19 protein-coding genes and 2 tRNA genes are annotated in these 25,287 nt (G+C 69.6%); 6 read left to right on the top strand and 15 right to left on the bottom strand.

The annotated features are described in order from the left end of the window. Window positions 1-128: 128 nt before the first annotated feature. From C5E06_RS17365 to serS, 10 genes are all read right to left on the bottom strand, one after another. Window positions 129-1,541, bottom strand: a complete 1,413-nt coding sequence (locus C5E06_RS17365) for a glycoside hydrolase family 1 protein (RefSeq protein ID WP_104244338.1) — start codon at window positions 1,539-1,541, stop codon at window positions 129-131. A 59-nt stretch (window positions 1,542-1,600) separates the two neighbouring features. Next, on the bottom strand, window positions 1,601-3,460 hold the full coding sequence (locus tag C5E06_RS17360) for a beta-glucoside-specific PTS transporter subunit IIABC (RefSeq protein WP_104307689.1): 1,860 nt from the start codon (window positions 3,458-3,460) through the stop codon (window positions 1,601-1,603). 187 nt (window positions 3,461-3,647) lie between these two features. Next, on the bottom strand, window positions 3,648-4,565 hold the full coding sequence (locus tag C5E06_RS17355) for a PRD domain-containing protein (protein WP_104307736.1): 918 nt from the start codon (window positions 4,563-4,565) through the stop codon (window positions 3,648-3,650). A 158-nt stretch (window positions 4,566-4,723) separates the two neighbouring features. Continuing rightward, window positions 4,724-4,813, bottom strand: a tRNA-Ser gene (locus tag C5E06_RS17350). Between the two features lie 200 nt (window positions 4,814-5,013). Next, a complete protein-coding gene (locus C5E06_RS17345; protein WP_104307688.1) occupies window positions 5,014-6,303 on the bottom strand; it encodes an LCP family protein in 1,290 nt (429 codons plus the stop codon). A 117-nt stretch (window positions 6,304-6,420) separates the two neighbouring features. Then, a complete protein-coding gene (locus C5E06_RS17340) occupies window positions 6,421-7,770 on the bottom strand; it encodes an LCP family protein (RefSeq protein ID WP_104307687.1) in 1,350 nt (449 codons plus the stop codon). 29 nt (window positions 7,771-7,799) lie between these two features. Then, window positions 7,800-7,887, bottom strand: a tRNA-Ser gene (locus C5E06_RS17335). Window positions 7,888-7,987: 100 nt separating this feature from the next. Further along, entirely contained in the window at window positions 7,988-9,436 is a 1,449-nt protein-coding gene (locus C5E06_RS19075; RefSeq protein ID WP_146081414.1) for an LssY C-terminal domain-containing protein, read from the bottom strand. 8 nt (window positions 9,437-9,444) lie between these two features. Beyond that, the gene (locus C5E06_RS17325) at window positions 9,445-10,281 is read right to left on the bottom strand and encodes an HAD family hydrolase (protein WP_194686498.1); all 837 of its coding nucleotides are present in this window, start codon (window positions 10,279-10,281) and stop codon (window positions 9,445-9,447) included. After that, window positions 10,278-11,543 (bottom strand): serine--tRNA ligase, encoded by a 1,266-nt coding sequence (gene serS, locus C5E06_RS17320; RefSeq protein WP_104307686.1) that lies wholly within the window; start codon window positions 11,541-11,543, stop codon window positions 10,278-10,280. Before serS ends, C5E06_RS17325 begins: the two co-directional genes overlap by 4 nt. 85 nt (window positions 11,544-11,628) lie before the next feature. Here serS and C5E06_RS17315 point away from each other — a divergent pair, with 85 nt between their 5' ends. The 3 genes from C5E06_RS17315 (at window position 11,629) to C5E06_RS17305 (ending at window position 13,590) form a co-directional block, all read left to right on the top strand. After that, the gene (locus C5E06_RS17315; RefSeq protein WP_104244317.1) at window positions 11,629-12,795 is read left to right on the top strand and encodes a diacylglycerol kinase family protein; all 1,167 of its coding nucleotides are present in this window, start codon (window positions 11,629-11,631) and stop codon (window positions 12,793-12,795) included. 164 nt (window positions 12,796-12,959) lie between these two features. Next, a complete protein-coding gene (locus tag C5E06_RS17310) occupies window positions 12,960-13,208 on the top strand; it encodes a helix-turn-helix domain-containing protein (RefSeq protein ID WP_104244315.1) in 249 nt (82 codons plus the stop codon). Between the two features lie 67 nt (window positions 13,209-13,275). Then, entirely contained in the window at window positions 13,276-13,590 is a 315-nt protein-coding gene (locus tag C5E06_RS17305) for a DUF6907 domain-containing protein (protein WP_104307685.1), read from the top strand. On the opposite strand, the gene C5E06_RS17300 is transcribed toward C5E06_RS17305, so the two are convergent. Beyond that, entirely contained in the window at window positions 13,587-13,913 is a 327-nt protein-coding gene (locus tag C5E06_RS17300) for a hypothetical protein (protein WP_104307684.1), read from the bottom strand. The genes C5E06_RS17305 and C5E06_RS17300 overlap by 4 nt on opposite strands. Before the next feature lie 245 nt (window positions 13,914-14,158). Between C5E06_RS17300 and C5E06_RS17295 the strand changes: the two genes are divergently transcribed. Further along, window positions 14,159-14,482, top strand: a complete 324-nt coding sequence (locus tag C5E06_RS17295) for a DUF6907 domain-containing protein (protein ID WP_104244309.1) — start codon at window positions 14,159-14,161, stop codon at window positions 14,480-14,482. Here the strand turns inward: C5E06_RS17295 and pheA are convergent. Beyond that, a complete protein-coding gene (gene pheA, locus C5E06_RS17290) occupies window positions 14,479-15,426 on the bottom strand; it encodes a prephenate dehydratase (RefSeq protein WP_104307683.1) in 948 nt (315 codons plus the stop codon). The two genes, C5E06_RS17295 and pheA, sit on opposite strands and share 4 nt — an antisense overlap. A 67-nt stretch (window positions 15,427-15,493) precedes the next feature. Between pheA and pgm the strand changes: the two genes are divergently transcribed. Continuing rightward, on the top strand, window positions 15,494-17,122 hold the full coding sequence (gene pgm, locus C5E06_RS17285) for a phosphoglucomutase (alpha-D-glucose-1,6-bisphosphate-dependent) (protein WP_104244331.1): 1,629 nt from the start codon (window positions 15,494-15,496) through the stop codon (window positions 17,120-17,122). A gap of 102 nt (window positions 17,123-17,224) precedes the next feature. On the opposite strand, the gene C5E06_RS17280 is transcribed toward pgm, so the two are convergent. Both C5E06_RS17280 and C5E06_RS17275 read right to left on the bottom strand, forming a co-directional pair. Beyond that, window positions 17,225-19,549 carry a hypothetical protein gene (locus C5E06_RS17280; RefSeq protein WP_104300580.1) on the bottom strand — a complete coding sequence of 775 codons (2,325 nt, stop codon included), beginning with the start codon at window positions 19,547-19,549 and terminating at the stop codon, window positions 17,225-17,227. 267 nt (window positions 19,550-19,816) lie between these two features. Further along, window positions 19,817-20,749, bottom strand: coding sequence for a M15 family metallopeptidase (locus tag C5E06_RS17275; RefSeq protein ID WP_104300578.1), 933 nt, complete (start codon window positions 20,747-20,749; stop codon window positions 19,817-19,819). A gap of 147 nt (window positions 20,750-20,896) precedes the next feature. On the opposite strand from C5E06_RS17275, the gene C5E06_RS17270 reads away from it, so the two are divergent. Further along, the gene (locus tag C5E06_RS17270; RefSeq protein ID WP_104244301.1) at window positions 20,897-21,184 is read left to right on the top strand and encodes a GNAT family N-acetyltransferase; all 288 of its coding nucleotides are present in this window, start codon (window positions 20,897-20,899) and stop codon (window positions 21,182-21,184) included. 32 nt (window positions 21,185-21,216) lie between these two features. Here C5E06_RS17270 and eccCa read toward each other — a convergent pair whose 3' ends face one another. Further along, window positions 21,217-25,188 carry a type VII secretion protein EccCa gene (eccCa, locus tag C5E06_RS17265; RefSeq protein ID WP_104307682.1) on the bottom strand — a complete coding sequence of 1,324 codons (3,972 nt, stop codon included), beginning with the start codon at window positions 25,186-25,188 and terminating at the stop codon, window positions 21,217-21,219. Between the last annotated feature and the right edge of the window lie 99 nt (window positions 25,189-25,287).

Here is a 25,287-nt window from a genome sequence, read left to right as displayed (position 1 = left end):
CGGCGCCACCTCCCCGCCCGCTCGACGCGAAAAGGCGGGCCGCGCGATGTGCGCGACCCGCCTCCTGCGAGTACCGGCCCCGGCGTACGGCCGCGAGGGCCGGATACCGGGGCTCGGGATGCTGGCCGTTACGCCTGCAGGCTTCCTCCGTTGGTGCGGATGACCTCGGCGTACCAGTCGAACGACTTCTTCTTGTAGCGCTCGAGTGTGCCGGAGCCGTCGTCGTTGCGGTCGACGTAGATGAAGCCGTACCGCTTGCTCAGCTGCGCCGTGCTCGCCGAGACGAGGTCGATGCAGCCCCACGTCGTGTAGCCGAGCAGCTCGACGCCGTCAGCGATCGCTTCGCCTGCCTGCACGAGGTGGTCGTTGAGGTAGGCGATGCGGTAGCCGTCATCGACGGTCTTCACGCCGTCGATCTCGACGAGCTGGTCCTTCGCCCCGAGCCCGTTCTCGACGATGAACAGCGGCTTCTGCCACCGCTCCCAGAACTGGTTCATGACGATGCGCAGGCCGGTCGGGTCGATCGCCCAGCCCCACTCGCTCTTCTCCAGCGTCGGGTTGGGCACGCCGCCCATGATGTTGCCTTCACCGGCGCCGGCAGCGGGATCCGCCGTCTCGGCGATGCTCATGTAGTAGCTGAACGAGATGAAGTCGACCGTGTTCTTCAGGATCTCGCGGTCCTCATCCGTGATGTTGAGGTCGATGCCCTTCTCCTTGAAGAGGCGCAGCGCGAAGCCCGGGTACTCGCCGCGCACGTGCACGTCGCCGAACATGAGGTTCGAGTGGTCGACGTCCATGACCTTGAGCGCATCCGCGGGGCTCGGCGTGAGCGGGTAGACGGGCATGGCGATGAGCATGCAGCCGACCTGCGCATTCGGGGCGACCTCGTGCGCGATCTTCGTCGCGAGCGCCGAGGCGACGAGCTCGTGGTGGATGGCCTGGTACAGGTCCTGCTCGCTGAGCTGCTCCTTCGGTGTGAGGATGCCACCGCTCAGGAGCGGGGCGTGCAGCACCGAGTTGATCTCGTTGAACGTGAGCCAGTACTTCACTCGCGAGCCGTAGCGCTCGAACAGCACTCGGGCGTAGCGCTCGTAGAAGCCGATGAGCTCGCGGCTCACCCAGCCGTCGTACTGCTGCGCGAGGTGCAGCGGCGTCTCGTAGTGCGAGATCGTGACGAGCGGCTCGATGCCGTGCTTCTCCAGCTCGTCGAGCACTCGGTCGTAGAACGCGAGGCCCTCCTCGTTGGGCTCCAGCTCGTCGCCCTTCGGGAAGATGCGGCTCCACGCGATCGAGAAGCGGAACGTCTTGAACCCCATCTCGGCGAAGAGTGCGATGTCCTCCGCGTAGCGGTTGTAGAAGTCGATGCCGACGTGCTTGAGGTTGTCGTCCGTCGGCCCCTCGGTCGGCGGCGCCATGATGCCCTTCGGCATGACGTCCTGGATGGAGAGGCCCTTGCCCCCGTCGAGGTAGCCGCCCTCGAGCTGGTTGGCTGCGGTCGCGCCGCCCCAGAGGAATCCGTCTGGGAAGTTCGTTGTCGTCATTCGCGTGTCTCCTTCGTTCTGCGATGCGTTGGTGCGTGAAGTCGTGCGGTGGGATGCGGCTACTTGGCGAGTGCCACGGTCTCGACCGACTTGGCCAGGTACAGCGACTCTCCGTGTGAGATGGGGCCGGTCACCTGGCTCGTGATCTCCGGGTACAGCTCGGAATTCGTGATGATGACGGGCGTCGTGACGTCGTAGCCCGCCGCCTTGACGGCGTCGGCGTCGAACTCGATGAGCAGCTCGCCAGCCTTCACGGCCTGGCCGGACTCGACCTTCATCGTGAAGTGCTGGCCGTTCAGCTTCACCGTGTCGACACCGATGTGGATGAGCACCTCGGCACCGTCCGCGTGGCGCAGGCCCACCGCGTGGCCCGTCGGGAAGGCGGCTGCCACGACACCGTCGAACGGTGCGTAGACGGCGCCGGAGCTGGGGATGACCGCCGCGCCCTTGCCGAGCACACCGCCGGCGAAGACGGGGTCGGAGACCTCGGACAGCGCAACCGCGGTGCCGTCGAGGGGGCTGAGGATCTCGAGGTCGTTGCTTGCGGCCTTGGCCGGAGCTTCCTCTTCCACCGGGTCCTTGAAGCCGAGGAAGACGGTGAGGAGGAACGACACCACGATCGCCGCGACCAGGCCGAGGCCGAGGAAGACCATGTTGCCGTTGCCGAAGAGCGCAGGCAGCGCCAGCCCGGAGGGAACGACGAAGGCGGTGGAGAAGACGCCGCCCATGGCGATGATCGCCCCGCCGAGTGCGCCACCGATGACGCCGAAGATGAAGGGGCGCTTGAGGGGCAGGTTGATGCCGTAGATCGCGGGCTCGGTGATGCCGGCGAGGAAGCCGGACAGCGTGGCGGGTGCGGCGAGCGACTTGAGCTTCTTGTCGCGGGTGCGGACCCACACGCCGGCGACGGCAGCGGACTGCGCGAGGACGGCAGCGAACACCGGGCCGATCAGCAGGATCTGACCTGTTGCCTGGAACTCGAGCGTGAACAGCGGCACGAAGCCCCAGTGGAGTCCGAAGATGACGAAGACCTGCCACAGACCACCCATGATCGCGCCGCCGAGCCACGGGACGTTCGCGAAGATCCAGCCGATGCCCTCGCCGAGCCATCCGCTCAGGAGCGCGGAGATCGGGCCGACGACGACGAACACGAGGGGCACCGCGATCAGAACCACGATCATGGGCGTCAGGAAGCGGCGGACCGAGGAGTGCAGCTTCGCGTAGAGGAACTTCTCCGCGTAGCTCTGCAGCCACACGATGAGGATGATCGGGATGACGCTGGAGACGTAGCTGACCATCGTGAACGGGATGCCGAAGAACGTCAGCCCCTCGGCTCCGACCAGCGGAGTGATCGTCGGATAGACCAGCGCGCCGGCGATCGCGAACGAGGTCCACTCGGAGGCCTTGAAGTAGCGTGCCGCCGTGATCGCGAGCGCCATCGGCAGGAAGTTGATGAACGCGTCGGAGAGCGCGTTGAGGACGAGGTACGTCGACGTGTCGGTGGCGATCCAGCCGAAGGTCGCCGCGGCGGACAGGAATGCCTTCAGCAGACCGGTGCCGGCGAGCGCCCACAGCAGTGGGGTGAACAGCGCCGCGATCATCGAGATGAAGCGGTTGAACAGGTTCTTCTTCGGCTCGTCGGGATCGACCGTCGCCGTCTGCGTGCCCGCGACGAGGTTCGAGATCTTGCCGAGCTCGGCGTACACCTCAGGGACCTCATTGCCGATGACGACCTGGTACTGGCCGCCGGCCTCGGCCGTCGTGATGACGCCCGGGATGGCCTTGACCGCGGCCTTGTCGATCTTCGCGTCATCCCTGATCGCGAAGCGCAGCCGGGTCATGCAGTGCACGACCGACTTGACGTTCTCTTCGCCGCCGACGCCCTTGAGCACATCCGCTGCAACTCTTGAGTGATCCATGGGACCGCTCTCCTTCTCCCGCCATCGGCGGCAATTCGGTCTGGAGCCCCTGGGCCGAACCGGCAGATTTTGGGCAACAAAAAAACCTGAACTCGAACACCGCCATTTCGGCGATATGAGTTCAGGTTTTGCCCGCTTGACCGGTAACAATCCAAGGATTCCGCAGGACTTCATTGCCCTGCGGCAGTCACTCTAGCATCGGCTCCACGTCTGTGCCATAGGCAATGTGCTGCGCGAGCCGTTCGATGTGGACCGTCACGTACAGGAGCTCCTCGTCGGTCAGCTCGACCCCCGTCGCCTCCCGCACGTACCCCTTCACCTGCTCGGCGATCGCGAACGAGCGCGGGTAGGTGCGCTTCGTGAAGTCGAAGAACGACGAGTCCGTGGAGCGGAGCATGCTGCGCGACACGAGCCGCTGCAGGAGGAACTGGATGTGCAGCACGAAGCGCGCGTAGTCGTGGCTGTCGACGTCGAGGTCGACGCCGAGGCCGGCTTCGACGGTCACGACCACGTGCTGGACGCGGCGGAAGAGCAGGGCGGAAGTGCCGTCGGGCTCGTCGCGCGTCGAGTTCAGCACGTGCATCGTCAGGAACACGGCCTCCTCCGGCGGGAGCTCCCGGTCGAGGGCCGAGGAGATGACCTTCGCCATGTGCTTCGACGCCGCGAACTCCTGCGGGTGCAGCACGCGCAGCTCCGGCATCGACGTCGCCGGAATGCGGATGCCCCGATCGAGCCGCTCGAGCACGTACTGGATGTGGTCGATGACCGCGAGGGGAAGCCGCTTGCCGAGGTCGCGTCCCAGCATCCGCTCGGCCTCGTCGACCGCGCTCATGACCGCCTCGACCACGGTGTACGGCACGGCGCTCAGCAGCTGCAGGGCCTGGTCGCCCTCGCTGCCCGTCGCGAGCACGAACGTCTTCTCCACCCTCGAGGGGTCGATGAGGTCACCCGGCTTCAACTGGAAGCCGAGACCGCGCCCCATCAGCACACGCTCCTGCCCGGCCCCATCGATCTGGATCACAACGTTGTTGTTGATGACCTTCGAGATGCCAGGAGTCGGGGAGCTTTCTGCCTTCGAGGAGCTCCTCCTGCGGGATTCGCCCATGATGGGCATTGTATTGCGCCAGGCTCGACGGCAAGCGCGGGGAGCGAGCCGGCTGGGCGGTGCACGCAGGTGGATGCACGTGGACGCAGGCGGATGCACGAAACCCCGGCTCCGAGCTGGGCTCGTACCGGGGCTTCATCTTGGTGTTCTCTGCAGAGCGGAGACGAGGGGATTTGAACCCCTGGTCCCCTCAAAGGGGACTCCACCTTAGCAGGGTGGTGCACTCGGCCGGACTATGCGACGTCTCCAAGACTCACCTATCGTAGCGGGTCGCGGCGCAACTTCCGAACTGAGCGCGAGATTTCGCACGACCAACCCCGCGGATGGGTCAGTTTCACCCCGTCCTCGGCCGCAACACGGGGTGAAACCGCCCCATTCGGGCAGCGGAGGGGGCGGGCGGGTGCGCGGGTGCGCGGGTGCGCGGGTGCGCGGGGAGGGTACGCGCGGGCTAGCCGAAGAGGGTCGTCGGGTTCGAGCAGGACTCCTGGTCGGCGGCCTGGCCCGCGAAGGTGGGCGCGGGGGTCGCGACGGGGGCGTTCGGGTCGACGGGCGCATCCGTCGCCGCGTCCTCGCCGGTCGTGCCATCGCCGGCGGTCCCGTCGTCGGCGACCGCGCCTTCATCGCCCGGCGCGCCCGCCACGGACAGCGGCTGGTCTGCCGCCAGCAGCTCCCACATGGCCGTCGCATCCGGCTCCAGCGGAATGACCCGCGAACCGTCGTAGTCGCCTGTCGGCAGCTGCACGAACGAGATCTTCGACAGGTCGACCTTGTTGAGCGCCGTAGCCATGCCCATGAGGGTCGGCACGTCCGCGAGCGACTTCGTCATCTTCATGTTCTGCGTCGCCGCGACCCCGAGTCCGTACAGCTTGGTCGGGTTCGCGAGCGTGCCAGCGCTCTTCACCTCGCGGATGAGGGACGAGAGGAACACCTGCTGGTTCGCGATGCGCTGCAGGTCGCTGCCACCCACGCCGTGGCGGGTGCGGAGGAACTTCAGCGCATCCTCGCCCTGCAGCGAGTAGTTGCCCGGCTGCAGGTAGAGGCCGACGTAGTCGTCGCTGATCTCGTTCGCCACGCACACGTCGACGCCGCCGACGGCGTTCGACATCTCGATGACCCCGAGGAACTGCACCATCGCGGCGTACGGGATGTCGAGGCCGCTCATCGCCTCGACGGTCTCGACGACGCAGCCCATGCCGCCCTCGCCGAGGATGCTGTTCATGGGGACCTCGTAGCGCTCCTCCATCTGCACCCCCTCGTCGTTGGTGCACGCCGGCTGGTCGACCATCGTGTCGCGAGGGATGCTGACGACGGAGGCGTGCGTGCGGTCCGCCGAGACGTGCAGCAGCATGTTGACGTCGTTGAGCACCCCGGAGGCCGCCTCGTCGCCTTCCCCGTACTCGGCGCCCTGACCCGTGCGGTCGTCGCTGCCGACGAGGAGGATGTTGAAGCCGCCCTCGATCTCGTCGAACGCGACGGGCGGCTCATCCCCGCCCGGGTCCGGCAGCAGCTGCAGGTTGCCGCCGAGGTTCGCCGCTGCGATCCCGCCGATCGCGAGCACGCTCACGAGCGCCGCGGAGAGCGCGACGAGCAGCCCCTTGCCGAGCGAGCGAGCGGCGGAGGTGACGGGCAGGCGGCCATGCTGGGCGACCCCACCCCGCGCATCCGGGTGCAGGATGCCATCGTCACCGGCACGGTCGAAGCGCTGGGCGCTGCTTCCCCGTCGTCGAGAAGTCGTCACAGGTGCGGGCCTCCCCCGGAGCGTACGTCGAGTTCGTCAGCATAGAGCGCGCGAACATGGATCTCCTGACCCCGCGCAGGATGCCAGCAGACGCGGGTGGTCAGGAAGCGTCGATGATCAGAACAGCGACGTGCTCGCGTTGGAGCATGACTCCTCGTCGGCCCGCTGGCCCGCGAGCGTGGGCTGCGGCACGGCGCTCGTCGGCGGCGTCTCGACCGGCAGCCCCGTGGCGGGGTCGACGGGGATGCCCGTCGCCGGGTCGATGGGGAAACCGGTCGTCGGGTCGATCTCCCAGCCCGTGGCCGGGTCGATGGAGACCGTGGCGCTCGGGTCAGCCGGCGTCTCGGTGGGCTCTGGCGCGCCCGCGACCTCCAGCGACTGGTCGGTGCGCAGCAGCTCCCACATCGCGGAGGCGTCCGGCTCGAGTGGCTGCACGCGCGCCGAGTCGTACGCCGCGGTCGGCAGCTGCACGAAGGTGATCTTGTCGAGGGGCACCTGCGAGAGCGCCATCGCCATGCTGACGAGCGTGTTCGGGTCGGTCAGCGAGCTCGACATGGTCATGTTCTGCGTCGCCGCGACGCCCAGGCCGTACAGCTTGACGGGGTTCGTGAGCGTTCCAGCGCTCTTCACCTCGCGGATGAGCGCTGACAGGAACACCTGCTGGTTCGCGATGCGGGTCAGGTCGCTGCCGTCGCCCACGCCGTGGCGGGTGCGGAGGAACTTCAGCGCATCCTCACCCTGGAGCGTGTAGTCGCCCGGCTGCAGGTACAGGCCGACATAGTCGTCGCTGATCTCGTTCGCGACGCACACGTCGACGCCGCCGACGGCGTTCGACATCTCGATGACGCCGCGGAACTTCACCATCGCCGCGTAGGGGATCTCGATGCCGCTCATCGCCTCGACCGTCGACACGACGCAGTTCATGCCGCCCTCGCCGAGGATGCTGTTCATGGGGACCTCGGAGGCCTCTTCCATTGCAACGCCCTGGTCGTTGGTGCAGGCCGGCTGGTTCACGATCGTGTCGCGCGGGATGCTGACGACGGACGCACTCGAGCGGTCCTCCGCGATGTGCAGCAGCATGTTGACGTCGTTGAGCACGCCGTCCGCATCGGCTTCTCCCTCGCCGAACTCCGCGCCCTGACCGGTTCGGTCGTCACTGCCGACGAGCAGCACGTTGATGCCGCCCTCGATCTCGGCGAAGCTCGCCGGCTCCTCCGAGCCGGACGGGTCGGCGATGTCGAAGGTCGTGACCTTCGACTGCAGGTTGATCCAGGCGAGCGCACCGACGAACATGACGCTGACGAGTGCGACGCAGAGGGCGATCGTCCCGGTCTTGACGACCGAGTTCGTGGGCGTCGTCACGTGCTGCTTGCCGTGTCGCGCGGAGGTCACCTTCGGGGTCTCCTCCTGCACGCCCTTGCCCGGAACGTAGCCGCGCCGAGCGCGGGATGGTCCGGGATGCGTCACAGGCGGTGTTCCTCACGTCAGGGGATTGGTGGCGGAGGGCGTGGGATTCGAACCCACGAGACATTGCTGCCCACTGGTTTTCAAGACCAGCTCCATCGGCCGCTCGGACAGCCCTCCAGAAGTGCTCAGACAACGATTCAGTATCGTTTTCGAGCTCTTCGCGTGTCCATGGTAACCGAAAGTGAAATATCTGGTTACCCGGACGTTCGACGCAGACTCACGGACGCTGCCGCGAGTACTGACGCGCCGGCTTCCCTGACAGAGCCAGCAAGGACAGGATATCCAGAGCTGTGAACGCGAGGGTAGTGCTGAACCTGATTTCCTCATCTCCTGCCCACCAGCCGCCGAACTGCAGGGCGATCGACCCGGCCGCGTAGAGCAGCAGCGTGATGCGCGCCCAGTTCACGCCACGCAGCACGAGGATGCCGAGCAGCAGCGTCGAGGAGACGACGATCCCGCCCACGACCATGCTGGCGATCCAGGCCGGCTCCGCGAGGGCCGCCGCGTCCGTCCCGGAGAGCTCGGCATCCGTCAGCACCTCGCGCATGCCGTCCGGCCCGATGAGCGCCAGCACGCCGAAGAAGAGCAGAGCGAGCAGCGCGCGACCGAAGACGACGATCGCGCCGAACGTGATGGTGATGGGGCGCCCATGCCTGCGCACCTCCTCGGCGACCGAGCTCTCGACGGGGCTCGAGGTGCTCATGGCCTCGAAGGCGGCGCGCTTCTTCGTCGATGGCGCCGATGGCGCCGGGAGAGTCGAGTCGCGGGGAGCGGATTCGAGGCGATCTGCGGGAGCACCGCTGGCCGAGGGCAGCAGCACGGGCTCGGGGACGGTCAGCGGCGCATCGGAGGTGCTCGGCAGCTGCAGCACCGGCAGGTTGCCGTCGGTGCGGATCGAGTCGCCGCCGCCGTTGCGCGAGTGGTAGCCCGTCGAGAAGTCCTTGAGCACCGCGACGGACGCCCGAGGCGTGCCCTCGAGCACTGTGGCGACGATGTGGTCGCGCTCGATATCGGTGTCGGCGTCGATCTTGTGCGTCACCTGCAGCGTGAAGAGCGAGAAGCCGACAGCACGGTCGAAGGTGCCGGCCGCGAGCCAGTCGACCCGGGTGCCGCCAGGCAGCAGCCAGCCGTCCGGGCACTTCCAGAAGCGCACGTGATGCCGCTTCGCCGGGTTGCCTGCGACCTCCTGCTGGTACGCGAAGTCCTGCTGCCGACCGAAGAGGAACAGCGGGCTGACCGGCGCCTCGTGGTAACTGCGACGGGTGACCGTCGAGGAGATGATGCCGAGGCTCGTGCGCAGCGAGATGTCGTCGGCTCGCGTCCAGTCGGCGGCGCGCATCGCATCATGCAGCTCGGCCTCGTGTCCGAGCAGCCCCAGGTTGATGGGGTCGCCGAGCAGGCCGTCGCTGGTCCGCGCCCTGCCGATGAAGTAGTCGGGCACGTACACGGTCGTCAGGATGCGGTGGATGCGCGGCAGGACGAGGTACGCGAGCAGGCCCCAGAAGGCGAGCAGCAGGAGGATCCCCCACCAGCCAACCTGGAACGAGTCGTCGGCGACGAGCACCGCGAGCCAGATCGCGGCGAGTCCCGCGAAGACGAAGAAGAACCCGTCGAGCGCTTGGCCGATGGCGGCGAGCGGGCGCCTCCGCGGCACGTCGACGGTCATGCCGTCGCCTAGCTGAGCCTGCTCAGTGCCACGCCGAGTCCGTCGTGCGCGAAGTCCGGCGCCAGCACCGTGCCAGCGTCGATGACCTCCTGCGGGGCGTCGCCCATGGCGATGGCCGTGCCGCCGTTGGACGCCCACTGCAGCATCTCGATGTCGTTGCGCCCGTCGCCGGCGACCACGACCCGGTCCATCGGGATGCCGAGCTCGCGGCGCACCCGCTCGAGCGCTGTCCCCTTGTTGACGCCCTCCGGCGCGATGTCGAGCCACGCGGTCCAGCCGACGGAGTAGCTGACCTCGTGCAGACCGAGACGCTCGATGACCGCCGTGAACTCCTCGATCGAATGGTCAGGGGAGATGACGACAAGTCGCGTCGCCTCGGCGTTGAGGAGCCCCTCGAAGGGAACCTCCTCGCCGCGCGCCTCGAAACTCCCGTCGGGGAAGTGCCCGCTGTACTTGAACACACCCTGCGGGTCCTCGACCGCGAACATCGCGTTCTCCAGCGCTCCCCGCAGGCTGACGAGCACTTCGGTGGGGTCGAACGTCTCGATCCAGCGCGTCGCGTACCCGCCCTGCGCGACCGCGTCGCGCTCGAGCGTCATGGCGCCGTTCGCGGACACGTGGAACTGCGAGTCGAGGCCGAGCCGCTCGGCGATGGGTCGCGTGTCCGCCCAGCTGCGGCCGGTGGCGAGCATGACCTCGTGGCCCGCGGCCTGCAGCCGGCGAACCTGCTCGAACGTCGCGTCCGGGATCGCACCGTCGATGCCGAGGATCGTGCCGTCGATGTCGAGCGCGACGAGCATCCGCCCGCCCGCAGCGCCCTGCTCTGGCAGGTTCACCGCGCTCACTTGACGGGCTCCATGACCTCGAGGCCGCCGAGGTAGGGACGCAGCGGCTCGGGGATGACCACCGACCCGTCGGCGCGCTGGTGCGTCTCGAGCAGCGCCACGAGCCAGCGCGTCGTCGCGAGCGTGCCGTTGAGGGTCGCAGCCGGCGCGGTCTTGCCAGACTCGGTGCGATACCTCGTCGACAGGCGACGGGCCTGGTACGTCGTGCAGTTCGAGGTCGAGGTGAGCTCGCGGTACGCATCCTGCGTCGGAACCCACGCCTCGACGTCGAACTTGCGAGCCGCCGAGGAGCCGAGGTCGCCGGCGGCGGTGTCGATGACGCGGTAGCTCAAGCCGAGCGACTGCAGCACCTCCTCCTGCCAGCCGAGGAGCCGCTCGTGCTCCGCCTCCGCGTCCTCCGGCTTCGCGTAGACGAACATCTCGAGCTTGTTGAACTGGTGCACGCGGATGATGCCGCGCGTGTCCTTGCCGTGCGAACCGGCCTCGCGGCGGTAGCAGGTCGACCAGCCGGCGTAGCGCATCGGCGCTGCCTCGATGTCGATGATCTCGTCGGAGTGGTAGCCCGCGAGCGCCACCTCGCTGGTGCCCGTCAGGTAGAGGTCGTCGTCCTGCAGGTGGTACACCTCGTCGGCGTGCTCGCCGAGGAAGCCAGTGCCGCGCATGATCTCCGGCTTCACGAGCGTCGGCGTCGTGAGCATCACGAATCCGTTGCGGATCGCGACATCGAGCGCATACGTCATGAGGGCCAGCTCGAGGCGGGCACCGATGCCGCGCAGGAAGTAGAACCGAGCACCGGAGACCTTCGCCCCACGCTGCATGTCGATCGCCCCGAGCAGCTCCCCCAGCTCGAGATGATCGCGCGGCTCGAAGTCGAACGCCGGGCGCTCGCCTACCGTCTTGAGGACCTCGAAGTTCTCCTCGCCACCAGCCGGCACGCCCTCGATGACGAGGTTCTGGATGCGCCCGATGGCCGCATCCGCAGCCGCGCTCGCCTCGTTCGCGGCCTGGCTTGCCGCCTTGACGCTCACCGCCAGGTCCTTCACCGAGGCGAGGATCGCCGGCTTCTCCTCCTTGCTGGCCTTCGCGACCAGCTTGGAGGCGGCGTTCTGCTCGGCGCGCAGCCGCTCGAACTCGGAGATCGCAGACCTGCGAGCAGCGTCAGCCTCGAGCGCCGCATCGACCGTCGAGGGGTCGTTGCCGCGCGAGATCTGAGAGCGCTTGAGGAGGTCGGGCTGGTCACGGAGAAGCTGGGCGTCGATCACGGTCCAAGCCTAGTCGTCGAGGGTGCCGCGAGCAGAGGAGCGCGTTCGCCGCAGACGCACACCGCCGCTGACTTAGGCTCACTGCATGCCGCATACCGCCCGACAGGGTTCAGACAAGCTCGCCGCCATCGTCGTCAACCCAGTGAAGGTCGATACAGAAGCCCTCCGCGCAGCCGCGGCCGAGAGCGCGGAACGGTACGGCTGGCCGGAGCCCCTGTGGTTCGAGACGACCGCGGACGACCCCGGAGCGGGGCAGACGAAGGAGGCCATCGAAGCCGGCGCGACGATGGTCATCGCCGCCGGGGGCGATGGAACCGTTCGACTCGTCGCCGAGACCCTGGCGGGCACGGACGTCGCACTCGGCGTGGTCCCGGGCGGAACCGGCAACCTCCTCGCGCGCAACATCGGCATCGAGGTCGCGGGAGGCGTGACCGACACGGTGTCCGAGATGGTGCAGAACGCATCCACTCTCCTACCCGGCGCGAAGCCCTCGACGCTCCCCATGACGACGCTCGCCCGAGCCGTCGAAGTCGCCTTCGGCGGTGTGGATGCGCGCATCGACGTCGGCTGGGCCGCCGTCGAACGCGAAGACAAGACACGCGAGCGCATGGCGTTCACCGTCATGGGCGGCGTCGGCGTCGACGCCGGCATGATCGCGAATACCTCGGAGGACCTGAAGAAGAAGGTCGGCTGGGTCGCGTACCTCGGCGGCATCGCCCGCTCCGTCGCCAACGGACCGAACTTCCACCTGCGTCTCCGCGTCGACGGCAAGACGCATGCGCGGTCGCTCCGGGCGGCCACCGTCATGGTCGGCAACTGCGGGCTCATGCCGGGCGGGCTCCACCTGCTGCCCGACGCCGAGATCGACGATGGCAGGCTCGACCTCGCCATCATGCGCCCCAATGGCCTGATCGGCTGGCTGCAGATCTACGGCCGCCTCGTCGTGCAGTCCGGCATCATGCGGCGCACCGATGTCGGCAGGCGCATCCTCCTCGAGGGCCGAAAGCACGTGCGCGCCCTCACCTACGCGCAGGTCGAGGAGGTCACCTTCCGCCTCGACTCCGGCCCGGAGGAGTTCGAGGTCGACGGGGATGCGGCGGGGCAGATCACCGCTGCGCGCATCTGGATCGAGCCTGCCAGCCTCACGGTGCGCACCCCGAAGCCCATGCCCGAGAACGAGGGGCTCCGCACCCTCGCGCGTCGCCTCGGCATCACCGGACCTGAGAACAGCCCGAGCCGGCCGTCGCTCTAGGGACGACACGCCCGAACCCCGCATCGAGGGGCCCAGACCGCGCGTACCGCAGCTCACTTGTCTCACGGACCGCCGTGTTTCGCTTGACCCTGGTTCGCTCGGGGCAGAGAATGCTACTTATAACTCTGTAGACTCATGAGTAGCGGCATTCCATCATTTGGGGCATGGTCGGTGAACTCCAACGAAGCGTGGGCAAGAACATCCGTCGAATCCGCCTCTCGCGCGGTATCAGCCAGGAGGCGCTCGGCGACGTGGTGGGGCTGCACCGCACCTACATCGGATCCGTCGAGCGCGGCGAGCGCAACATCACGCTGCAGACCCTCGAGGGCATGGCGGAACTCCTCGGCGTGCCGCCGATGGACCTCCTTGCCGACGCAGGCGACACCGGGCCGACGGCACCGCCGGTCGCCTAGCTCCGCGCCTCAGCATCCGGGTCTGCTCGACGCCAATCCGCTGACTCGCGGACACCTGTAGCGACCGATGAAGCACCCCACCGGCACCACCCCTTGCCCCACCTGGTGCGTCTCGCTGCACCTCGACGGCGAGACGCTGCACTACGGCGAGAGTCTTGCCATCGAGCTCCTGCAGCGACCGACCTCCGCGGAGCTTCGCTTCCGACCCGAGGTCCCAGCCACCCCGACGACGCTCGAGCTGGTCACGCACCGGGAGGCGGGAGAATCGGAGACCTGGGTGGCGGTCCTGCGCGACGGGGCAGCCGTCCTCGACCTCACCGCAGCCAGCGCCGCACGCCTCGGCAGCACCCTGCAGGCGCTCGCCGAGGACACCAGCGCCTAGCGCGTGTCTGACACTCCCTCGTTCGAGTCGACGCCGCCGTCGCTCCCCGCGGCGTCCGCGTCATCCGCGTCCTCGGCGTGCCCACGCCGACGCATCCAGACGACGAAGGCGATGAGCAGCACGATGATGAGCGTCGAGAGGACCGCGATCGTGACGATGGCCGCCTGGGGAACAGACTGCACGGTCGCCGTCTGAGCTGTCCCGATCTCGATGGCCTGCGCCGTCGCGGGCTCCCAGGGGACGAGCACGGCGGCGAAGGCTGCTGCGACGAGCAGGCACGCGGTGCGCAGCAGACGCCTCAGGCGCTGAGTGGTGGGCGACATGGCTGTCTCTCCTCCAGACACGAGAATGCACGCGACCCCAGGCCGGGGCGGGCACCCAAGTCTCTCAGAGGCGACCGCTCGGGACCTGGACCTCGCGACGCGGACCCGGGCGCCCGGTCGGGCGCGAAACGTCGGTGGTCGCCTCTACGGTGTCCGGACAGACCGAGTACGCCACACGCGACGACTCTCCCGGCTGTGCCGGACCGGGAGCGCCATCGTCGCACGCAAGCAGGGAGACCCCGCGCATGACCACGACATCCGGCACGCAGCGATGCCCAGAATGGTGCGTCGCACTGCACCTCGACGCCGACGAGACCCTGCACTACAGCCTCAGCCGCGAGGTGTCGGTCGTGTCGCGAAGGCCCGACCACGAATCCCCCGGCGGGCGACAGCACGCCTTCGCGGTCGACCCGCTTGTGCTCGTGCAGCATCAGGAGGCACACGAGCGCGTCTCGTGGCTCGCACTCCTCCTCCACGGCGGGCCCGTCCTCGACATCACCGTCGACAGCGCCCGACGCCTCGCGGCAAGCCTGCTCGAGAGCTGCGGTCCCGATCCCGGCTCGCGCTAGCCGCGCAGAGAGTTCAGCCAGTCGACCGCTTCCCCGAAGTGCTCGTCGCCCCACTTGGGGTCGACGACGACCGGCTTCCGGTCGGCACGCGGATACGAGCCGAGGAAGATGACGTGCGGACTGAACCGGCGAAGCCCGAGCAGCGCATCCGCCACCCTCGCATCGTCGATGTGGCCGTCGAGGTCGAGCACGAAGCGATAGGAGCCGATGCGGTCGGGCAGCGGACGCGAGGTGATCATCGACAGGTTCACACCGCGAGTCGCGAACTGCTCCAGCATGACCATGAGCGATCCCGGGAACTCCTCGGGCAGCTCCACGATGAGGCTCGTCTTGTCGGCGCCCGTCCTGGCGGGCAGCTCGCGGCTCAGGCTGACGAGCGCGAAGCGCGTGCGCGCCATCTTGTTGTCCTGGATGTCCTCGGAGAGCACCGAGACGTCGAAGCGGCCCTCGACCCCCCGCGGCGCGATCGCGGCGTCGATGTCACCCCGCTCATCGAAGAGCGCATTGACGCTGGCGATGTTCGAGTTCGCGGCGACGTGCTCGTGGCCCGGGACCTGGGCGTGCAGCCACCTCCGGCACTGCCCGTACGCCACCGGATGCGCGGAGACGGTGCGGACATCCTCGAGACGGGTTCCAGGGCGCACCACGAGGCTGAAGGAGATGGAGACCTCGTACTCCCCCGCGATCCGGAGCCCCGGAATCGTGGCGAGCGCATCCTGCGACGCCGTGACCCCACCCTCGATGCTGTTCTCGATCGCGATCATCGCCGCGACGCTGCGCCCCGTCGTCACGTCGGCGAGCGCCTCGCCGACGTTGCTCACCGGCCGCCAGATCTGCCCCCGGGCCGCCTCGACCTGGCCGAGCGCCGCCTCCGTGAAGGTGCCCGCCGGCCCGAGGTAGGAGTACGTCGCTCGCTCATCTGGCACGGCACTGGCTTCGGTCATGGAGATCAGCCTATGCCGATGCTCGACTTCCTCCCCACGAGACACCTCGCGGTGCCAGACTGTGGACATGCACGATCGCGCTGGCAGCCTCGCCCTTGAATCTGACCTCATCGATCTCGACGCACTCATCGCTGCGTACGCCGAGAAGATCCCCGACCCCGCCGTCTCGACGCAACGCGTCGCGTTCGGCACGAGCGGCCACCGCGGCTCGAGCCTCACCTCGTCCTTCAACGAGACCCACATCCTCGCCATCACGCAGGCCATCGTCGAGTACCGCGAGGCGCAGGGCATCACGGGTCCGCTCTTCATCGGCCGCGACACGCACGGGCTCAGCGAGCCGGCCGAGCGCAGCGCCCTCGAGGTGCTCGTCGGCAACGGCGTCACCGTGCTCGCCGACCTCGACGACGAATGGGTGCCGACCCCGGCGCTGTCCCACGCGATCATCCGCTACAACGCGGACCCGGCCAACACCGAGCAGGCCGACGGCATCGTCGTCACCCCGAGCCACAACCCTCCCCAGGACGGCGGCTTCAAGTACAACCCCCCGCACGGCGGGCCGGCTGACAGCGACGCGACGGGCTGGATCGCGAATCGAGCGAACGAGCTCATCGAAGCGGGCCTCGACGGTGTGAAGCGCGGCACTCCGGACACGAGCAACGTGGGCCGCCACGACTTCAAGGGCGACTACGTGCGCGACCTGAAGAACATCATCGACGTCGACGCCATCAAGCGCGAGGGCGTGCGCATCGGCGCAGACCCCCTTGGCGGCGCGAGCGTGCGCTACTGGCAGGCCATCGCAGACGAGTACGACCTCGATCTCACCGTCGTGAACCCGGACGTGGATGCGCGCTGGCCGTTCATGACACTCGACTGGGACGGCAAGATCCGCATGGACCCGTCGTCGCAGTCCGCGATGGCCTCCGTGCTCGCGCGCCGCCACGACTACGACATCCTGACCGGGAACGATGCAGACGCGGACCGCCACGGCATCGTCACCCCGGACGCGGGCCTCATGAACCCCAACCACTACCTGGCCGTGGCCATCGACTACCTGTGCGCGCACCGCCCCGAATGGTCGGTGACGGCAGGCATCGGCAAGACGCTCGTGTCGAGCACCATGATCGACTTCGTCGCCGCCTCGCTCGGCCGCACGCTCGTCGAGGTGCCCGTCGGCTTCAAGTGGTTCGTGCCCGGCCTCATCGACGGCTCGATCGTGTTCGGCGGCGAGGAGTCCGCAGGGGCCTCGTTCCTCCGCAAGGACGGCACCGTCTGGACCACCGACAAGGACGGCATCCTGCTCGCCCTCCTGGCGGCCGAGATCATCGCCGTCACGGGAAAGACCCCGTCGCAGCGCTACGAGGAGCTCGTCGCGGAGTTCGGCCGCCCCGCCTACGAGCGAGTCGACGCCCCGGCCACGCCGGCGCAGAAGTCCGTGCTCGGCAAGCTCGACGGCGACGCCATCTCCGCGGTCGAGGTCGCCGGCGACCCCATCACGGCGCGCCTCAGCCACGCCCCAGGCAACGGTGCGGCGATAGGCGGGGTGAAGGTCACGACCGCCAACGCGTGGTTCGCCGCCCGCCCATCCGGCACCGAGGACGTGTACAAGATCTACGCCGAATCGTTCAAGGGGCCAGAGCACCTGAAGCTCGTGCAGGCGGAGGCCAAGGCGATCGTCGACGCGGCGCTGGGCTCCTAGCAGCGCGTCCTCGCACGAAGAACGCTGCCTGCGTCTCGCATTTCCGGTCAAGCTCGGGAGGTGCGGACGCAGGCAGCGTTCTTCGTCGTGCCGTGCGGGCCGCTACTGCCCTGCCGCTGGGGTCGGGTTCGTCGCGCTCAGGCGTCCGGCCTGACCGACTCCCGCCGAGTACTCGACGCTGACGATGTCACCAGATGCGTTGAAGCAGGTCACGCCGGTCTCGAACGTGATCTCGCACACGAACTCGCCGAGCGCCACGGGTGAGTCGTAGGGCTGTACGACGGCACCCTCGGTCGGGATGTCGTCCGTGAGGCACGGGAACGTGTAGCCGTTCGAGTCGAGACCGACCACGACGCCCGTCGCTCCCGCCTCGCAGGCCTGTTCCGGGACCTCGAAGCCAACCGTGTACTGCTGGCAGGTGACACCCGTCTCCGGCGTGATCTGGCAGCGGATGTTGCCGGTCTCGCTCGTGAACGTGACCGGCGCGAAGTTGGGGTCGGCAACGGCGGCGGGGACGGCGGGCGTCGTCGGATCCTCGGTCGCTGGCTGTTCCTGCGCAGTCTCGCTCGCTGTCGGCTCGTCGCGGTTCGCGCCGACGACATTACCGATCATGATGGCGGACAGGATGAGCAGGATCGAGCCAACCACCGAGAGCGCGATGACGCCGAGACGGCGACGGTTGCGGTTGTCGAGGCCGCGGACGGCCGCTCCCATGCGACCGCCGCCACCGCCGTTGCCGCCGCCGAGGGCCGCCCCGACCCGATCGAACGGGTTGCGGTCGGAGGGCTCGAGGTCTGGCCCGTCGCCGACCGGTCCGGCGGAGGTGGGTGCAGGAGACCTGGGCGGGGCTCCCGCCGGTGCGGCAGACGCCGTGGCGGCCTGAGCGGGCCGGCGAGACGCGCGCGCTCCGGCGGATGCGGGCGCCGACGGCTGCTCGCTTGCGTCGTCTTCGTCGAACCAGCTCGAGAGGAGTTCCCTGGCCGGGTCCTCTTCGCGCTGGCCATCGTCGGACCGCGGCGGCCGCGTCGTGCCTCGCTCGGAGGGCAGTGATGGAGCAGCCCCAGCAACTGCGGCTCCGGCGGCGGTCGCAGCTGCGGTGCCAGCGGCTGCCTGCCGATCGCGGTCGTCAGCAGGGGCGTGGTCGAACTCCTGGCTCGCACCCTGTCGCGGCAGCGCGCGAGTCCGCGGTTCGGCGTCTGGCGCGTGCTCGGCCACGGGTGGCTGTGGGGCCTGGGGCGCCTGCGGGGCGGATGGCGCTGGCGGGATCTGCGCAGCTGGCGTGGCTGGCGCGCCGAAGAGATCGGCCGCATCCTGCCGCTCGGACTCTCGTGCGCCTCCGAAGCTCTCCCGGGTTCGCGAGGGCAGCGGCACGATGCCGGTCTGCTCGAAGTCGCGGGAGACGATGGGGCGATCCGAGTCGTCCAGGACGCTGCCGTCGCTGCGCTCTCCGGCGAGGAGCTCATCGAAGGCGCTGCTCTCCGCGGGTGCCGCGCGCGGCGGCTCGCCCGGCACGACTGCAGGCCCGCTCGGGAAGACAGGGGCTGCGGATGCGCCCCGCAGGGGGTCGCCGGTCGCCGGCATCGGCGGCGAAGACGGGACCACCCTCGGCGCGGGAGCAGCTGGCGGGTCGGCGCGGAAGGACGGGATCCTGGGGCTGCTCGCGGGAGCCTGCGGCTCGGCCGTCGTGGCCTCGCGCGGCCCCGCGTTCGCGGGTGCTGCCGGCGTGGAGTCCTCGGCCTGCGCCGGTGGGCGGCCGAACTGCGGCGCCGCGCTTGTCGGCACTGCGGCAGGGGGTGCTGCGGGCTCGACTGGCGCAGCGGGGACTGCTGGTGCTGCGGGTGCTGCGGGTTCGGCGGGTGCCGAGGCCACGGGAGCCGGGTCGCCAGTGCCCTCGAGGCCGGAGAACCAGCTCGGGACCTGGCCTCGGGCCTCGTCGTCGCTACCAGAGGATCCGGTCGGACCGGCGGCGCGCGTGGGCGTGCTCATGGGAAGCACATCGAACTCCGTGGTCGGCGGCTCGAAGGCGAACGCGTCGCGAACCGGACCCGTAGCGCCCGGCGCCGCTGGAGCATCCGCCGCGGCAGGCGTCGATGCGGGCGTCGGCTCCTCGACGGGGGGCTCGACCGCTGTGGGAACGGCCGGCTTCCTCGGGACCGCGGGGGTCGGGGGAGAGAAGGGCTCCGCTGCGACCGGGTTCGGGGCGACGATGTCGCGCTCACCCGTGGCACGCAGGTCGGGGTTGAACCGGCGGCGCGAGCGGAGGTACGACTGTGGTTCCGGGGCAGCCGACTCGGCGTCGTCAGCCTCGTCGTCGTCAGCCTCCGGTGCGCTCGGCGACGCGGCCTTCGGCCGGTACCGTGCGAAGAAGTCGTCGCCGTCGCTCGACGGTGGAGCCGCCTGCTGCGCTTCCTCGCGAGCACGACCCACCACCTCGGAGGGCGGAGTGGGCGCGGAGGCGTTCCAGCGGAACCCCCCAGCACCGATATCCGCGGGACGGCGAGGCGCCGCGTTGCTGCCTTCGCCCTCAGTGGCGCGAGGACGCGCGACCGTCAGCTTGGTACCGCACTCGGCACAGAATCTCTGTCCGACCTGCGCTTCGGCACCACACGTGGGGCACGTTGCCATCTCGACCTCCTGGTCTTGGAGTGCTTCTGCTTCCAAAGCTCTGGCAGAACTCTACCGAGCATCGTCTTCTCAGTAGCCCGGTGCCGCGGGAGCGGCAAGGAATTCCTCGTACGTCGTCGCGCCGGCCGCCTGCATCGCGGCCGATGTCTCGGCGCCCACGTAGCGGTAGTGCCAGGGCTCGAACTCGTATCCGGTGGTCGCGGTGGCTCCGTCGGGGAAGCGCAGGATGAACCCGAACCGGTGCGCGTTGGCAGCGAGCCACTGCCCACCGGCGGTCGTCGAGAAGCACTGCTCGAGGACGCAGCCCTCTCCCTGTGAGGAGATGTCTGCGGCGAGCCCCGTCTGGTGCTCGCTGTAGCCGGGCCGGGCCGAGGTGAGGTCGGCGGCTTCCTGCCCCAACTCGGCGACGTAGCCGGTGTACAGCTCCGTCTGGAGCCCGTAGTCGCGGTACCCGCTGGTCATGTCGAGGGTGAGGCCGGCTTCGGCGCTGGCCGCCGCGAACATGGTCTGCACTGCGGTTGCCGCTTCCGAGCGGAGCGAGTGGCCGTTGGCGGAGGGGACGCCGATGTCGGACATCGCCACGAGATCGCCCGGCGCATAATCGGCCGGGGAGAGCGGGGTCTGCTTGTTGACGAGCACCGTGATGCTATTGGGATCCGTGATGTTCAGGGCCGCCGCAGGGGGCTGCGTCTCCGTCGGTGTGGGGTCTGCCGTCGGGGTGGACTCCGGCGTCGGTGTCGAGGTCGCCGAGGCAGATGGGGTCGCGGGCGGCGTCGTGGATGCGATCGTCGGCACGTTCGCATCCCCGTTCGATGCCGCGGTGACCGCCCAGTAGACGAAGCCGCCGCCGAGCAGGACGACCACGGCCAGCGCCGCCGCTGCGATCTTCCTGTTGCGGCGAACCCGCGCGGAGACTCCCCGCTTGGTGCGCTCCGTCCGCTCAGCGCGCTCAGCACGACGCCCCTGGTCGTCGGGTGCTTGGCCCTGCTGCTCCTCAGTCACCGGTCAACCCTCGCACAGCCTTGCGCACGCGCTCCAGGGGCTGGCCGAGTGGCGCGGATACGAGGGACGGCCTCGCCGCGAGCGGCGCACGGGACTGGCACAGCCGACATCGAGGTGGCTGTTCGCGGCACGGCGTACCCTCTGGCCATGTCAAACACCGTCCAGCACCAGCAGGATCGCTCGCGCTTCGCCCTCAACGACGGCGACGGCAACGAACTCGGCTACCTGAGCTACGTCACGACGGCCGATGCGATCGTCATCGACCACACCGTCGTCGACCCCGCCTACCAGGGGCAGGGTCTCGCCGCCGTCCTGACGGATGCGGCGCTCACGGCCCTCGGCGAGCAGTCGGCCCTCACGATCGTGCCGCAGTGCCCGTACGTCGCCTCGTTCATCCGCAAGAACCCCGAGTTCCAGGCCCTCACCACTCGCTGACCTCGGCGTGGGCAGGGGCAGGGCGGAGGGGGTCAGGGGGCCTCGGGGAGGTTCGCGAGCTGCACGACCGCGGGTGCCTCGCCGCGGCGCAGGTACTTGCCGCGCCCAGGGGGCATCCGCTCGGCGTAGACGCGAGGCGCGATCTGGCCCTCGCTGCGGTCGCCGGAGAGCAGCAGCAGCGCACCGCCCGTGTCGCGCGTGCTCTGGAGGAACGGCGCGTACATGGCCCTCGTCGAGCCGGCCACCGGCCTCGTCACGACGATGTGGATGCCAAGGTCCCGGGCCGCGGGCAGGTGCGGCACGAGCGCGCCGAGCGGGTCCGTGCCACCCGCCGCGACGATGTCGTAGTCGTCGACGAGCAGCACGACCCTCGGCGTCTTGCGCAGCTGCTCGGCGGTGCGTCCGGGACGCTCGGCGAGCTCGCTCGCGATGGAGGCGGCGAGCCCACTGGCCTGGGCGGCCGATCTGGCGTGCGCCGCGAGGTACTCCTCGGGGATGACGCTCGGCACCTTGCCACGCGGATCGACGACCGCGATGGCGAGCTCGTCCGGCGTGAACCGCTCGACGAGCCCCTTCGCGATGACGCGCAGCGCCGTCGACTTGCCGCTCTTCGCGTCCCCGAGCACAACCAGGTGCTGGTCGGAGTCGAGGAAATCCCAGAGGGCGGTGTCCATGGTGTCCTGTCGGAGCCCCAGGGGCACGGCCGTCGGCTCGTCGGCGGCATCCGGGAGCGTCGACGGGTCGATGGTGTTCGGCAGGAGGCGGATGGGGGCCGCCGCCGGCCCGCTCCAGGACTCCGCGGCGCGAGCCGCGAGCTCCTCGAGAGCCTCGCCGACCTGGTCGGGGTCGACCGCTTCGAGCGCCGGGAGGGCGAACTGGGCGAGCGTCTTCGCGTCGGTGAGGGCGCGCCCACGGGAGTCGGGCGGCACGGACTTCGCGAGCTTCCGGTCGATGGCGGAGTCGGCGGGGTCGTTGAGGCGCAGCTCGATGCGCGTGCCGAAGAGCGACTGGTGGGCCATGCGCAGCTCGCTCCAGCGACCGAGCGTCACGACGAGGTGGATACCGTAGCTGGAGGCCTGCAGCATGAGCTTCGTGAAGGGGCCGTCGAGGTGCTCGAAGTCCTGACGGAGCGCGCCGTATCCGTCGACGAGCAGCACGATGTCGGCGGTCGGGAGCTCCGGCAGCTTGCCGGCTGCGTGCATGGCCCGCAGCTGCGCCGTGCTGTCGATGCTGTGGCGCTTGAACAGCTCCTCGCGCATGCGGAGCATGGCGGTGAGCTCCTCGACGAGGCGCACGAGGCGAGAGTCGTCGCCCCGAGCGGCGACACCGCCGACGTGCGGGAACGCTTCGAGCCTGCGCAGTCCACCACCCGTGAGGTCCATGCCGTAGATGCCGACGGCCCCCGGCGACCCGCTCAGCGCGAGGGAGGCCGCGATCGTGCGAAGCGCGGTGCTGCGCCCCGATTGCGGCCCGCCGATGATGGCGATGTGGCCGCCGGACTTGGTGAGGTCGAGCACCCAGGGTTCCTGGCGCTGGTTCGCGGGCTCGTCCTCGACGCCGACGACGATGCGCAGCGGATGCCCGTCGCTCGGGTCGGCGAGGGAGGCGGCGCCGGCGATCGTCGGCTCGGCGGCGGGCCCGGATCCGGCGGCGAAGGCGTCGCCCAGCGAGATGCGCTCGGCGAGTGGCGGCAGCCACACCGGCCGGACCTTCTGCGGCCGGTCGAGCTGCGCGACGAGGTCGTCGATGAGGGTGCGCCGCGTCTCCGGCGCACGCAGCACGAGCGGCGCATCCGGGTCTCCCCCGCTCTCGATGCCGTTGTAGGCGGGGACCTCGACGATGCGCGGATGCTCGTCGTCGGAGGCAGGGCGCGCCTCGGCGACCTCGTCGACCGGCCCGGAGACGTAGCCGGCGTGGAAGCGCTGGTAGACGCTCGTGTCGACCTTCAGGTAGCCGTAGCCGGGGATTGGCGGCAGGTGGAACGCATCGTTGGAGCCGAGGACCACCTGGGACTCCGCCTCGCTGAAGGTGCGCAGGCCGAGTCGGTAGGAGAGGTAGGTGTCGAGCCCCCGCAGCTTCCCTCCCTCGATGCGCTGGCTCGAGAGGAGGAGGTGGACGCCGATGGAGCGGCCGATGCGGCCGATCTGCAGGAAGAGGTCGATGAAGTCGGGTTCGGCGGTGAGGAGCTCGCCGAACTCGTCGATGACGACGAACAGGTGCGGCATGGGCGCCAGCTCGGGGCGGGTGCGCCGCAGCTCGCGGTAGTGGGAGATCGAAGGCGACGAGTCGGCGCTCTTGAGGAGCTGCTGGCGGCGCACGACCTCACCCTGCAGTGAGGCCTTGGCGCGGACCGTGAGCTGCGGGTCGTCAGCGAGGTTGTCGATGAGGCCGGCCAGGTGCGGCAGTCCCTCGAACGGCGCGAAGGCGGCGCCGCCCTTGTAGTCGACGAGGATCATCGCGAGGTCTTCCGGCGGGTGGGAGACGGCGAGCGACAGGATGAGGGTGCGCAGCATCTCGGACTTGCCGGACCCGGTGGCTCCGATGCAGATGCCGTGCGGGCCCATGCCCTGCTGCGCGCTCTCCTTGAGGTCGAGGTGCACGGGTCGCCCTTGGTCGTTGACGCCGAACGCGACGCGGAGGAACTCCGCTGGCTGCCGTGGCGCCCAGACGCGGTCGAGGGAGACGGGCCTGTCGAGGGGCACGCCCAGGATCTCGGCGATGTCGGCGGCTGGGCCCTCGTCGTCGCGAGCGCCCGCCGCCGCGAAGGTGCGCTTCGCGGCGAGGGTCCTGGCGAGGCCGTCGAAGGCGGTCGCGGTGAGCTCGTCGGCGTCGAACTGCACCGTCCGCTGTCCGCTGCCGCCGGCATCGTGGGTGAGGCGCGCGGCCCCGTCCGCGTCGAGCTCGATGCGGACGTCGACGTCGTCGGGCTCGTCGAGGCGATCGTCGATGAGGTGGATGACGGTGACGCCGATCTCGCTCGGCGTGTAGCTGCGGTCGGGCAGCTGCAACGGTCGGGCGGGCTCTCCGTGGCGGTCGTCGATGACGACGAGGCTGGTCAGCGCGGTGGCCTTGCCGCCCCGGCGCCTCGCGGCGGCCGCCGTCTGCGTGCGGTCGAGGAGCTCGCTGCCGAGCACGGCGGCGAGCTGCCGCAGCTCGGGGGCGACGCGACGCGCGGGCACGGGCCCGTCGAACAGCCGGGGGTTCTGCGCGTGCGGCAGCAGGTCGAAGCCCCGCCAGTCGTCGCCGCGATCTGGGGCGAAGGCGGCGGCGAGCTGCACGTCGTCGGGCAGCTGGTGGCTTGCGAGCTGGGCGACGAGGCCGCGGGCGAGGGGCACGGTCCGCTCCCGCGGCCCGATGACGGCGACGACGGATGCGCCGCGAAGGTCAGCTACGGCGGGCATGCCGGGGATCTCGCTGTGCGTCTCGGCGAGCAGCTGCGCTTCGCGGAGCAGGATGGGGTCGGCGGGCTCGGTGGGCGAATCCTCGGCGGCCACCGCGAGCTGGAACCACGGCACGGTCGCCGTTCCCACGCGCGCCTGCAGGTGGTCGGCGTCGCCTCTGCGGCGGTCCCAGAGGCGCGCGGGGTCGTGCACAAGGGAGGCGAGCCCGCTGCGGTCGGGGTGCACGAGCCTCGCGGCCCGCACCGCATCCGTCGCCTCGTCACGCAGCTCGCTGCGCTGCCGTTCGAGGTAGTCGAGGTAGCGCTTGCGGCGGAGGCGGAGCGCGCGCCCGGCGCGGCCCCGCGCGGAGACGGCGAAGCCGACGCCCGAGACGATCGCGACGACGAACACGATGCCCGCGATGAAGAGGAACAGCGGCTGCCCGTTGCGCATGACGACCATCATCGTCACGGAGGTGAGGGCGCCGACGACCGGCAGGAGGAACTGGAACGGCGTCGCGCTCGCCTCGTCGCTGAGCGTGGGGGGCGAGGCGAGCTGCCTTGCCTCGGGCCTGGGCGCGGGGAAGACCGTTCGCGTGGGGCGGTGGGCGTCGCGGATGCTCACGATCGCGCTCCTGGTCGGTCGGCGTGGGGTGCTGGCGGGAACACCTGGGCGGGTGCGGGGACGTGTGGGGGCGCCGACGGCGGGACCTGCGGCGGAGCC

Source organism: Pseudoclavibacter sp. RFBI5 (assembly GCF_002931395.1).
Classification (GTDB): domain Bacteria; phylum Actinomycetota; class Actinomycetes; order Actinomycetales; family Microbacteriaceae; genus Pseudoclavibacter.
The sequence above is the reverse complement of the archived record's forward strand: the minus strand, read 5'-3'. Positions and strand labels throughout refer to the sequence as shown.